At 66.9% G+C, this 12,698-nt stretch carries 8 protein-coding genes; 6 read left to right on the top strand and 2 right to left on the bottom strand.

The window, feature by feature from the left end:
* The first annotated feature begins 52 nt into the window (after nucleotides 1–52).
* The 3 genes from acuI (at nucleotide 53) to FEI13_RS04810 (ending at nucleotide 3,033) form a co-directional block, all read left to right on the top strand.
* Nucleotides 53–1,036: an acrylyl-CoA reductase (NADPH) gene (acuI, locus tag FEI13_RS04820; protein ID WP_138179903.1), complete on the top strand. Its 984-nt coding sequence runs from the start codon at nucleotides 53–55 to the stop codon at nucleotides 1,034–1,036.
* A gap of 190 nt (nucleotides 1,037–1,226) precedes the next feature.
* The gene (locus tag FEI13_RS04815; RefSeq protein ID WP_138179901.1) at nucleotides 1,227–2,444 is read left to right on the top strand and encodes an MFS transporter; all 1,218 of its coding nucleotides are present in this window, start codon (nucleotides 1,227–1,229) and stop codon (nucleotides 2,442–2,444) included.
* Nucleotides 2,445–2,607: 163 nt separating this feature from the next.
* The gene (locus FEI13_RS04810) at nucleotides 2,608–3,033 is read left to right on the top strand and encodes a DUF3617 domain-containing protein (protein WP_138179899.1); all 426 of its coding nucleotides are present in this window, start codon (nucleotides 2,608–2,610) and stop codon (nucleotides 3,031–3,033) included.
* Between the two features lie 76 nt (nucleotides 3,034–3,109).
* Here the strand turns inward: FEI13_RS04810 and FEI13_RS04805 are convergent, their stop codons facing one another.
* The gene (locus FEI13_RS04805) at nucleotides 3,110–6,223 is read right to left on the bottom strand and encodes an efflux RND transporter permease subunit (RefSeq protein WP_138179897.1); all 3,114 of its coding nucleotides are present in this window, start codon (nucleotides 6,221–6,223) and stop codon (nucleotides 3,110–3,112) included.
* Complete coding sequence (locus FEI13_RS04800) at nucleotides 6,223–7,317, bottom strand: efflux RND transporter periplasmic adaptor subunit (protein WP_138179895.1); 1,095 nt, start codon at nucleotides 7,315–7,317, stop codon at nucleotides 6,223–6,225. The genes FEI13_RS04805 and FEI13_RS04800 overlap by 1 nt, the downstream gene beginning before the upstream one ends.
* A gap of 239 nt (nucleotides 7,318–7,556) precedes the next feature.
* Between FEI13_RS04800 and FEI13_RS04795 the strand changes: the two genes are divergently transcribed.
* From FEI13_RS04795 to FEI13_RS04785, 3 genes are all read left to right on the top strand, one after another.
* Nucleotides 7,557–8,732 (top strand): BaiN/RdsA family NAD(P)/FAD-dependent oxidoreductase, encoded by a 1,176-nt coding sequence (locus tag FEI13_RS04795; protein ID WP_138179893.1) that lies wholly within the window; start codon nucleotides 7,557–7,559, stop codon nucleotides 8,730–8,732.
* 306 nt (nucleotides 8,733–9,038) lie between these two features.
* Entirely contained in the window at nucleotides 9,039–11,030 is a 1,992-nt protein-coding gene (locus tag FEI13_RS04790) for a hypothetical protein (RefSeq protein WP_204758349.1), read from the top strand.
* A 335-nt stretch (nucleotides 11,031–11,365) separates the two neighbouring features.
* Nucleotides 11,366–12,613, top strand: coding sequence for an ATP-grasp domain-containing protein (locus FEI13_RS04785; protein ID WP_138179987.1), 1,248 nt, complete (start codon nucleotides 11,366–11,368; stop codon nucleotides 12,611–12,613).
* Nucleotides 12,614–12,698: the final 85 nt, after the last annotated feature.

Raw genomic sequence — 12,698 nt, 5'->3', positions numbered from 1 at the left:
TGCCATTCGATAGACGCTCGGTCTATAAGTAATCAACAACACGAGGTGCACGATGTTCAAGGCCATTCTGATCGACAAGAACGACGACGGGCAGCGGGTCACGGTAGAGACGCTGGATGACTCCCGCCTGCCGGACGGCGACGTCACGGTGCGGGTCGACTGCAGCACCCTCAACTACAAGGACGCCCTGGCGATCACCGGCAAGGGGCCGGTGGTGCGCCAGTTTCCCATGGTGCCGGGGATCGACCTGGCGGGCACCGTCGAGAGCTCCACGGTTGATGCCTACCAGCCGGGAGACGCCGTGCTGCTCAACGGCTGGGGCGTGGGCGAGAAGCACTGGGGGGGCCTTTCCGAGAAGGCGCGCCTGGACAGCGGCTGGCTGATTCCCCAGCCGGCGGCCTTCAGCGCCCGCCAGGCCATGGCCATCGGTACGGCGGGCTACACCGCCATGCTGTCGGTGATGGCGCTGGAACAGCAGGGCGTGACGCCGGAACAGGGCGAGGTGCTGGTGACCGGGGCCAACGGCGGCGTGGGCAGCTATGCCATCGCGCTGCTCGCCCGGCTGGGCTTCCGGGTCGTGGCCTCCACCGGGCGACTCGAGGAGACGGACTACCTCAAGGGGCTCGGTGCCGAATCGGTGATCGATCGGGCGGAACTCTCCGAGCCCGGGCGTCCCCTGGCCAAGGAGCGCTGGTCGGGCGCCGTCGACTCGGTAGGCAGCCACACCCTGGCCAACGTGCTCGCCTCGACCCGCTATGGCGGCGCCGTGGCGGCCTGCGGGCTGGCCCAGGGCATGGACCTGCCCTCCAGCGTCGCGCCCTTCATCCTGCGCGGCGTGACCCTCGTCGGGATCGACAGCGTGATGCGCCCCTATGCCGATCGCGTCGAGGCCTGGCGTCGGCTCGGCGAGCTGCTCTCATCGGCCCAGCTGGATGAAATCACCCGCACCATCGGCCTGGACGAGGCCATCGACACGGCGGGCGATCTGCTGGCCGGCCGGGTGCGCGGTCGTGTGGTGGTCGACATGGCGCGCTGACGGCGAGGCCGAGCCGCCGCCGGCGGCCAATCGATCGACAGGGGGCACGCCGCCGGCGTGCCCCCTGTGTCGTCTGGGTTCCAGGGTCGATGCCGAGCGGCCTTGCGCGTAGCGGTGGCAGCGGCGCGAGGCACGGGACGGGCGTTCTGATACGCTTGCCGGGGTCATCGCTCGTCGCCGAGGAGTCGCCATGAGGGCCGCCAGTCGCCTGGAGAAACGCAACGTCGCCATCCTGGTCGCCGGCCAGACGCTCTACATGGTCGCCACCATCACCGTGATGACCCTGAGCGGGGTGGTGGGCCACCGGCTCACGCCCGCGGCGGAACTCGCGACGCTGCCCGTCGCCATGATGATGATCGGTACCCTGCTCGCGACCCTGCCGGCCTCGCTCTACATGAAGCGGGTGGGGCGCCGGCGCGGCTTCATGGTCGGGGCGCTGCTCGGCGGCGTGCTCGGTGGACTGGTGGCCTTCGCCGCCATCGCCCTCGCGCACTTCTGGCTGTTCTGCCTGGGCAACCTGCTGCTGGGCGGCTACCAAGGCTTCGCCATGTACTACCGTTTCGCCGCCGTCGACGTGACGCGCCCGGCCTTTCGCAGCCGAGCCATCTCCCTGGTGCTGGCCGGCGGGGTGGTGGCGGCCTTTCTCGGGCCCTGGAACGCCAGCCTGACCAGTGACTGGATCGCCGCGGTGCCGGATGGCGGACCCTACCTGATGATCGCCGGCCTGGCGCTGGTGGCGATGCTGATACTCGGCGGCCTGCGCGTGCCGGCCAGCGGCGAGCCCGCTCCCGGCGAGATCGCCCGGCCGATGGCCGAGATCGGCGCTCAGTCGCGCTTTCGAGTCGCGCTGGTCGCCGCGGCCACGGGCTACGCCATCATGGGTCTGGTGATGACCGCCACGCCGCTCGCCATGCGCGCGCTGGGCTTCGAGATGGGGCAGGTGGCCTTCGTCATGCAGTGGCACGTGCTCGGCATGTTCGCGCCTTCCTTCTTCACCGGGGGCCTGATCGCCCGCTTCGGGATCACCCGCATCCTGCTGGTCGGCACCGCGATACTGGCCGCCTCGAGCCTGCTGGCGGCCACCGGCACCGGGCTTGCCCAGTTCTGGGTGGCGCTGTTGCTGCTCGGCGTCGGCTGGAACTTCCTGTTCATCGGCGGCAGCACGCTGCTCGCCAGCACCCATGGGGAGGCCGAGCGCGGCAAGGTGCAGGGCATCAACGACCTGGTCATCTTCTCGCTGGTGGCGGCGGGCTCGCTGCTGTCGGCGAGCCTGCTGCGGCAGCTGGGATGGACCGGGCTCAACCTGGCGATGCTGGGGCCGATCGTGCTGGTGGCCGCGCTCACCGCCTGGCTGGGTCTCAGCGAGGCGCGTGTCCGCCCGGCACGCCTGGGTAGCGAGCGGCGATAGGTCGGCGATAACGATAAGTAGGCGAAAGCCCGGCGCCGGACCGCCAACAAGGCCAGGGGCCCCAGGGCGTATCGCACCCGATTGGGGGGAGGTGCCGATTGGGATATGCTGATGGCGATGCCGAAGGCCTGGCAGATCATCCACCTCCAGGGAGAGTCCCCCCATGCCGTTTCGTCCCCTTCTTGCCAGTCTGCTGCTGGCCACGCCGCTCGTGGCCCTCGCCGAGGCCCCCAATATCGTCCCGGGCCAGTGGGAGTTCACCAGCACCACCGCCGTCGGCGGGGACCTGCCGATCCCCGATCAGACCGAGACCACCCAGGAGTGCATCGCCCAAGGCGACCTCGAGGACGAGTCGTTCAGCTTCATCAAGGAGGAGGAGGGCTGCGAACTGCTCGACCACGAGGTCACGGTCGACGGTATGGACTACCGCATGGTCTGCCGGGCCGAGGGCGGTGAGGCCAGCATCATCGGTCGCATGGATTTCCTCGGCGAGCGAGTCGAGGGCAACGTCGACATCCTGGTCGACTCCGCCGCGGGCGAGCTCAAGATGACCACCGTCGTGGAGGGCCGGCGCCTCGGCGACTGCTGAGCCGCACGGGCGCCGTTCGCCACCTCCCGACCCTCGGCGCCGATTCCCTTGCGTGATCCCTCCGCTTCGATCCACCTCAGTGCGCGGCGGGCTCCTCGCCCATCTCGTCTGCCAGGCGGCGGGCAACATCGCCGGGCGAGCCGGTGCGACGGGCCAGCAGGTCGTAGGCTACCGGCACCACGAACAGGGTGAACAGGGTGGCCGCGGCCAGGCCGCAGAGGATGACAGTACCGATCACCAGCCGGGTCTCGGCGCCGGCGCCGCTGGAGACGATCAGCGGCACGGCGCCCGCCATGGTGGTTACCGCCGTCATCACGATGGGCCTCAGGCGGGTCACCGAGGCCTCCACCAGCGCCTCGTGGAAGGCCATGCCGCGATCGCGCAGCTGGTTGGCGAACTCGACGATCAGGATGCCGTTCTTGGCCGCCAGCCCCACCAGCATGACCAGCCCCACCTGACTGTAGATATTCAACGACTGTCCGGTGAGATAGAGCCCCAGCAGGGCGCCGCAGATCGCCAGCGGCACGGTGAGCATGATCACGAAGGGATGCACGAAGCTCTCGAACTGCCCGGCGAGCACCAGGAAGACCACCAGGATGCCCAGACCCAGCAGGAAGGCGGTGGCGCCGCTGGCCTCCTGGTAGTCCCGCGAGGCGCCCTTGACGTCGGTCTGGGCCGCCGGCGGCAGGATCTCGTCCACCGTGGTTTCCAGATAGGCCAGCGCCTCACCCAGCGGGTAGCCGTCCGCCAGGTCGGCCTGGATCGTGACCGCCCGGACCCGGTTGAAGCGGTTCAGCGTGCTGGGCCCGGCGAAGTCGGACATCGTCACTAGGCTCGCCAGGGGAATCAGCTCGCCCGAGCGGTCGGAGCGCACCCGGAGGCTCTCCAGGGACCGCGGGCTCGGCCGGGAACCGGGGGCTCCCTCGAGGATGACGTCATACTCCTGGCCGTCGTCCACGTACTGGGTCACGGTGCGCCCGCCCAGCAGGGTCTCCAGGGTGCGGCCGATCTCGGTGACCGTCACCCCCAGGGCGGCGGCACGGGTATAGTCGATGTCCACGCGCAGCTGCGGCTGGTTCTCCTCGTAGTCGCTCTCGAGCCCGGTCAGACGCGGGTTGTGCTCGCGCAGGTGGGCGAGCAAGGTGTCGCGCCACTCGGCGAGCTGCTCAAAGGTGCCGCCGCCGAGCACGAACTGCACCGGCTTCTCGACCCGTGACCCGAAGCCCTGGCGCATCACCGGGAAGGCCCGGATGCCGGGCAGGTCGGCGAGGCGGCCGCGGATCTCGTCCATGATCGTCCAGGCCGACCGGCGCTCGGCCCAGTCGGCGAGGGTGACGATGACGAAGCCGCTGTTGAAGTTCTCGATGTTGCCCCAGCCCCGCGGCGCGCGCACCAGGATGCGCTCGACCTCGCCCTGCTCGGTGAGCGGCAGCAGGCGCGTCTCGATCTCGTCCATGTAGTCGAGCATGTAGTCGTAGGTCGCGCCGGGCGGGCCGTTGACCAGCACGAAGAAGTTGCCGCGATCCTCCTTGGGGGTGTACTCATTGGGCAGCTGCCCGTTGAGCCATACCATGGCGCCGACGATGCCGAGAAACAGCGCCAGCACCAGCAGCCGCAGCCCCAGTACCCGTTCGAGCAGCCGGCGATAGCCGTGGCGGGAGCGATCCAGGCCCCACTGCACGGCCCGCGCCAGGCGGCCCTCGTGCATGTCGGCCTTGAGGATCTTGGAGGCCATCATCGGCGTCAGGGTCAGCGCGAGCAGGCTGGAGATGACCACCGCGGCGGCCAGGGTGAGGGCAAATTCCGAGAATAGCCGGCCGATGTCGCCCTGCAGGAAGCTCAGCGGCACGAACACCGCTACCAGCACCAGGGTGGTGGCGATGACCGCGAAGGCGATCTGGCGGGTCCCCCGGAAGGCCGCCACCAGCGGCGTCTCGCCGAGCTCCTGCATGCGCCGGTGGATGTTCTCCAGCACCACGATGGCGTCATCGACGATCAGCCCGATGGCCAGCACCAGGGCCAGCAGGGTCAGCAGGTTGATGGTAAAGCCCAGCACCGCCAGCGCCGCGAAGCTACCGATCAGGGCGATGGGCACGGTCACGGCCGGGATCAGGGTGGTGCGCAGGTTGCCCAGGAACAGGAAGATCGCCACCACCACCAGGCCCATGGCGATGAACAGCGTCTGCACGACCTGGCCGATGGCGCCGGACACGAACACCGAGGCGTCGAAGTTCAGCGACAGCTCCATGCCCTCGGGCAGGGTCTCCTGCAGGCGTTCCATCTCGGCCTTGGCCCCCTGGGAGATCTCCAGCACGTTGGCGGTGGACTGCTTCATCAGCCCCAGCCCGACCACGGGTACGCCGTTGCCACGAAAGGTGGTGCGCTCCTCCACGGCGCCGATCTCCACCCGCGCCACGTCGCCCAGGCGGACCAGGTAGCCGTCGGCGCCCTCGTCGAGCGCCAGCCGGCGGAAATCCTCGGGAGTGGCGAAGCTTCTCGGCAGGCGCACGATGAACTGGCGCGCCTCGGAGACCACGGCGCCGCCGGGCAGCTCGACGTTCTCGTCGCGCAGGACGTCCTCGACGTCGCCCACCGTGAGCCCGCGCGCCGCCAGGGCGTCGGCATCGAGCCAGACACGCATGGCGTACTCGCGGCCGCCCCCGACCCGCACCTGGGCGACGCCGGGCAGCACCGAGAAGCGGTCCACCAGGTAGCGGTCGGCGTAGTCGGTGAGCTCGGCCACGTCGTAGCCGCCGCCGCTCAGCGAGAACCAGATCACCACCTCGGAGCTCGAGTCGGCCTTCTGTACCTCCGGCGGGTCGGCCTCCTTGGGGAGGTTGTCCCGTGCCCCGGAGATGCGGTCGCGGATGTCGTTGGCGGCCGCGTCGATGTCCAGGTCCAGGCCGAACTCTACGTTGATGCTGGAGCGGCCGTCCTCGCTGGAGGAGGAGATCACCTCGATGCCCGCCACCCCGGCGATGCGATCCTCCAGCACTTGGGTGACGCGGGTCTCCACGATGCTGGCCGAGGCGCCGGGATAGCGAGTATCGATGGAGACCACCGGCGGGTCGATGGCAGGATACTCCTGGAGCGGCAGCCGCTCCAGGGCCAGCAGGCCGAAGGCCACGATCAGGGCGGCCATCACCACGGCCAGCACCGGGCGCTGGACGGACAGGTCGGAGAGACGCATCAGCCATTCACCTCGGCGGCGTCGCGGCTGCGACGCAGCAGCTGGGGCACGGTGGTGTCGTCGTCGAGGATGCCCAGCAGGCGGGTCGGCTGGCCGTCGCGGACCCGCTCGGTACCGTGGGCGACCACCAGATCATTCTCCGCGAGGCCCTCGAGGATCTCCACCTCGCCCGCGCGGCGCGCGCCGATGCGCACCTCGCGTTCCTCGACTCGGTAGGCCTCCCCGTCGCTCTGAACCGTCAGCACGAACTGGCGCTGCCCCTGTGGTATCAGCGCTTCCTCGGGGATCACCAGCGCCTCGCGGGGGGCGCTTTCGAGCCTCACCTGCATCAGCATGCCGGGGCGCAGCGCGAGCGCCGGGTTGGCGAGTTCGGCGCGCACCGTGATGCTGCGGCTGATCGGGTCGATGCGCGTGCCGATGCTCGCGATCTCGCCGCGGAAAGGGGTGTCGGGCAGGGCCGCGCTGGTCGCGGTCAGTGCCAGTCCCGGCTGGATCTGGCCGAGGGCTCGCTCGGGCAGGGTGAAGTCGAGCTTCATGACCTCGAGCCGATCGAGGGTGACGAGCTCGGTGCCGGGGGTCACCAGGGTGCCCACGCTGACGTTGCGAAAGCCCACGATGCCGGCGAAGGGCGCCTGGATGCGGGTGTCGGCCAGCCTGGCCTCCAGGGCCTGGATCTGTGCCTCGGCCTGGCGCAGGCGGGCCCGGGCATCCTCCACGTCGGCACGCGGCGCCAGGTTGCGGCTCTGCAGCTGGGCGAGCCGGTTGACGGCGTTACGCCGCTCGTCGCGCAGCGCCTGGGCGACCCGCAGGTCGGCGCGCTGCTCGTCGTCGGCCAGGCGCACCAGCAGCTCGCCGGCCGCGACGCTTTCGCCGCCCTCGAAGGTCAACTCGGCGATGGTCTCGGTGACGGTGGCGGAGAGGGTCACGCTCTCGTCGGCACGCAGGGTGCCCAGCGCCTCCAGCGGGTCGGACCAGGCGGCGAGGCTGGCGCGGGCGGCGATCACCGCGGTGGGCGGCTGGGCGGCCACCAGCGGCGAGAGCACCAGCAGGGCCAGGCCGATCAGCAGGGTCAGGCGTCTTCGCGATGAGATCATGGTGGGCTTCTTGTCGGTGGTCGATGAGCGGGTGCCCGTTCCGTCGGGCCCGTAATAGCTTAGAGGTCGGCTGGGGCCGAGTGTGACAGCACAGTGTGAAAGAAATGCACAGGTGACTCGCTGCCATTTCAATGTACAATTCTTGTACAGAAATGACCACTCCCCGGGCGAGCTCGGCGCCGGGCCAGCGGGCTGCTAGAATGCGCGGCCCGACTCAATGCCCTCAGGAGGCCCAGGCCGTGACGTATGACGTGGTAGTGATCGGCGCCGGCGCCGCCGGCCTGATGTGTGCGCTGACCGCCGGCTATGCCGGGCGGCGCGTGCTGGTGGTGGATCATGCCAACAAGGCCGGCAAGAAGATCCTGATGTCCGGTGGGGGGCGCTGCAACTTCACTAACCTGGCCTCGGGGCCGGCCAACTTCTATTCGGCCAACCCGGCCTTCTGTATCTCGGCCCTCAAGCGCTACCGGCCCGAGCACTTCGTCGAGCTGGTAGACCGCCACGGCGTGGACTACGTGGAGAAGGCGCCGGGCCAGCTGTTCTGCGCCGACTCCGCGAAGGAGATCCTGCGGGTGCTGCTGACCGAGTGCGACTGGGCGGGCGTCGAGATCCGCCTGAAGACCTCGATCGAGGCCGTGGAGCGCGCCGGGGAGGGCATGCGGCTCGCGACCTCGGCAGGGCGCATCGATACCGGCGCCGTGGTGGTAGCGAGCGGTGGGCTCTCCATCCCGACCATGGGCGCCACGGGGTTCGGCTATGACCTCGCCCGGCAGTTCGGCCTCGAGGTCACCGAGACCCGGGCCGCCCTGGTGCCCTTCACCCTGACCTCGCAGTGGAAGGCGCGGGCCGAGGCCCTGGCCGGCGTCAGCGTCGAGGTTGCGGTGAGCTGTCGTGGGCGTCGTTACCGCGAACCGATGCTCTTCACCCACCGCGGCCTGTCGGGCCCCGCCATGCTGCAGATCTCCAGCGTCTGGCAGCCGGGCGACACCCTCGCCATTGACCTGCTGCCCGGCCTCGAGGCCTTCGAGGCCCTGGCCGCGGCGCGCCGCGAGACGCCGAGGCGCCGTCTCTCGACCTGGCTTGGCGAGCGGCTGCCGAAGCGGCTCGCCCAGGCGCTGATCGAGTGGCATGGCGATGACGGGGTGCTGGCCGAGTATTCCAACGACCGTCTGGCGGCCTGGGCCGAGCGTCTCGGCGACTGGCGCGTCAAGCCGGCCGGTACCGAGGGCTGGCGCACCGCCGAGGTGACCATGGGCGGGGTCGACACGCGGTCGATCTCGTCGAAGCACTTCGCGGTCACGGGGCTACCCCAGCTGCGCTTCATCGGCGAGGTGCTGGACGTCACCGGCGAGCTCGGCGGCCACAACTTCCAGTGGGCCTGGGCGTCCGGCGTGGCCTGCGGTATAGCGCTGTAGTGCCTTCCTTATACAGTCGCCCCATTCATTAAAAGCAACTCGTCCCCAGGCGACCGGGCATCTGGCTCAGGGCCAGCCCAGGGCTATCGCCGTTCGCTCGGCCTCGAAAGCGAAAGGCGCCGGGGACAGGTCGAAGAGGGGGTCCGGAGGCCAGGGAAGGCGGAGGTAGCGTACAGGGAGGTATTCACAGCGCCCCCTCGAAGGCCTGTCGCCGGGAAAGCCTTGAGCGATGTTGCCAACTGCGATAGCCCTGAGGGCCAGCGCCACGCGTTTGACATGTCTGGAGGTAGGATTAACAGTGGTTGCATGAGCCCTGACACCCACGATTCCCACCCCCACGACGATCATGCGGCGCTCGCCTCATTCGTTGAGCAGCTTGATGCGGCCATCGAGCGGCTTGCCGTCGCCAATAGCGTCGCGGGCGTCTCCCCCGTGTTCGAGGTCCTTGAGCCGGCACGCGCCTTGATGCTCGATCCCGAGGGGATCGATCTCATCTACGCGCGGGTACCGGCGCTCGAGGCGGCCGGGTTCTTCCGCGGCAGCGATTGGGATTATCCCCAGACGCTGGTGCCTTCCCTCGCCGTTCGTACGGTGCGGCATGGCGACCCGATCGCTACCCTGGTGGAGAGCCTGAGCCAGGTTCGCCTGCTCGCCGTGGCCAATGGCGACTTCATTCATCCCTCCATCTCTGCAGAGCACGCCCATCACTTCCTCGCCCAGGTGATGGCGATGAATCTCGACCTCGTGGTCAGCGACCTACAGGAGAGCGACCGCCTGCGGCCCGACAGACTGGGCGTCCTCGTCCAGCATCTCTATCACTATCTGCTGCGTCATCTGGGCTACGAAAACCTTCTGGAACACCTGGTCGCCGAGGTGTGGCGGGTGCTGGCGCAACGTCCGGTCCAGGTCGGCGGCGTCAAGCACATGGTGACCCAGATCGCCGCCTGCATGAACAAGCCAGACGCGACGATGGGTGAGGTCGGGGATGATGCGCTGCGACTGATCAATGCCGTGTTCAGTCCCACTGCAGGGTGCCGCGAGGATCCCGGTTTCGACGTCTATGCCGAGCGGCTGGTGCGCATGGACGACGCGACGCTGTTGCAGGAAGCGATTGCCTTCGCCCAGGCCATGCACAGCACCGGCCTGGTCTCGCCCTACATGCCGGGTTTCATACGTTACCTGCGCACCCGGTGGAATGCCTTGATTCCCACGGCGCTGGGCCTCAGCTACACTGGGTCAGACGCTTTTCACTGCTACCCGGCCTTGATCCATACCCTGATCGACGAAGCGGTGTTCGCCGACACCAGTCAGGCGGTCTACGGCCTCGCCATGATGCTTGAGCGGGGCATTCTATATGCGCCACCGGTGGCCCCGTCGCTGTGGCGGCAGGTGCGATTGACCCTGTGCGACGCCGCGGCAGAGAAAATCGTCAGTGTCTTCGGGAACCGTCGCTCTCCGGAATGCTTCCTGCTGGCCGACGTCCTCAACGTACTCGGCCAGCCGCTTGGCGTGGGGCAGGGCAACTATCCGACCTGCCAGTCCACGCGTGCCTTGTCCATGTGGGCCTACAGTACGCCGGCCGACCTGCTGCGCATCGTCGCCTGGGCAGCGCGCGATGACGAGATCGTGATGCGCTTCGAGGGTGACAACATTTCCTCGCGTGAACTCGGCGCCGGTCTGGCGAGCGAGCCACCCGTTGATGTGGACGCGGTCTCATTGCTGACCGTCCCGCATCTTGACCGTATATACTTCGAGATGGGGCGTCGCAGTGCCGGTCGCGGAGAGGATCCTCACAAGTGGGTCAATGCCGAGTTCCATGGCGAGCAGGTCGGCCATGGATTTCGCATCGCCGTCGATGTCTTTACGGGAGGCTTGAAGGATTTCGAGGGTTTTATCCGAGATTTCTATGCGGCATATCACCCTTATTACAACGGCAATATCCCGGTCATCAATCCGCAGCCAGCGGGTATTGCCGTGACCGACAGTGCCACGCGCTTTCTCGGCTGGCATGCGATCACGATTCAGCGGCTTGCTCTCGATCCAGTCGGGATTATGCGGGTGTATTTCTTCAATCCCAATAACGACAGCGGGCAAAATTGGGGGCAGGAAATCATCACCTCAACCCAGGGCCATGGCGAACTTTACGGTGAGGCATCGCTACCCGTGTCCCAGTTCGTCTCACGGCTCTACGTCTTTCACTATGATCCCCTGGAGAAGGGAGATCCTGCGACCGTGCCGGCTGATGAGGTGCATGGCGCCATGCGGCTGGCGCAGGCTAGCTGGGCGTCGGGCCGCTAGTGCGGCGGGGCTGAAATTGGTTGTTCGTCATCTCACAGTTTCAGGGCTATCGCCTCGATTTCCTATTCAATGGCAGAGCCGCTACACTGATTAATGCGATCGGATTAAGGGCCTGCGCGATCCTTTGTGATTTTTCCGACCCGCATCGCACACGTCACACGCCGCTGGGTGGTCTGGTTGTTGTGACACTTCGCTTCCCGGTGGCGTACTTCACCGAGCCCGCGCTCCGATCCGAGTGCAAGCTTTCCGTACAACCCCAAGGAGAATGTCGAATGACGACGCCAGAAACAGAAACTGAACTGCCCCCGGAGGTTGCATCCTGGACCGATCCTTCGATGGATTCGGTTCGTGGAACGGAAACGCCCAAGGATCCCAATAAGGGGTATATCGCCCTGCTTGGTTGGAGCATCAATGCCATCAAGGCGGCTCAGAAATTCGACCGTCGCTACGTGGTCGTGGCGCCTGAATGGGCCGAGGATTTCTGTACGGCCAACAAGATTCCCTTCATTCCGTGGGACTTCATCCGCCTGAATGATCGATCCATGGAGATCGCCCAGAGGCTCAAGGATGAAGGCGTCGATGTCGCCATCCCCCTGTTCGAGGAAACCGTGGAGTGGTCGGGCGCGATCAACTCCGTGCTGCTGGATAACCCGCGCATGTTCGGGCAGTCCATCCTGTTCCGCGACAAGGCGCTGATGAAGCGTCGTGCCCAGCTGGGGGGCATTCGCGTAGGGATCTTCGAGGAGGCTCACGAGAAGGAAGACGTCGTTCGCTTCATGAAGCGCGTCAACCAGACGCTGCTCAAGCTTGACGGCGACCCCGACGACCCGATTCACGTCAAGGCCTTCGACAAGGCCGGCTGCCTCGGCCATCGCATGATCCGCACGATGGAAGAGATCGAGCATATCCCGGATGAAGAGTATCCGCTGTTGATGGAAAGCCACCTGGATGGCTGGGAGTTCGCCGTCGAGGCCTGGATCCACGATGGCAAGATCCAGTTCCTCAACATCTCCGAATACGTGACACTGGGCTACTCGGTCTTCGTTCCCGCGACCAAAGAGCTCGAGAGCTGGCGCGATGCCATTACCAAGCAGATCGAGAAGTTGATCAAGACGTTCGACATCCAGTTCGGTCTGATCCATCCCGAGTATTTCGTGACCGCCGACGGCGAGATGTACTTCGGCGAAGTCGCCTATCGCCCACCCGGGTTCAAGGCCTTCGAACTCATCGAACGTGCCTACGGCTTCAATGCCTATCAGGCATCGATGCTCGTCTTCGATCCCAAGAGCACCAAGGAAGAGGTCGCCAACTTCTTCCCGCGGGAAGTGGTCGATGCGAAGGGCTATGCGGGCTGTTTCGGCGTCTATCCGCGTCGTCGTGTCGTCAGCACGCTGGAGATGCCCAAGGAAACCATCGAGCATCCGTATTTCGATTTTCACGAACTGACGCCGCCCGCCGAGGAGACGGTGCCGGATCGCTCGGCCTTCGGCACACACTGGGGCCTGGTGTTCTTCTACGGTGATGATCCGATCAAGATGCGGGATCTGCTCAAGGCTCAGGAAGACCTGGATTTCTACGTCTAGTGATGCGATCAAGCCCGCCATCTGGCTGGCAGTAACGTGAAGAGAGGCAGGGCCTAAGCCCTGCCTTTTGCGTAGGGGGCTGTAT

This window comes from Halomonas urmiana, assembly GCF_005780185.1.
GTDB classification, from domain to species: domain Bacteria; phylum Pseudomonadota; class Gammaproteobacteria; order Pseudomonadales; family Halomonadaceae; genus Halomonas; species Halomonas urmiana.
Note: the sequence above shows the minus strand (reverse complement) of the source record. Positions and strands in the feature narration are given on the sequence as shown.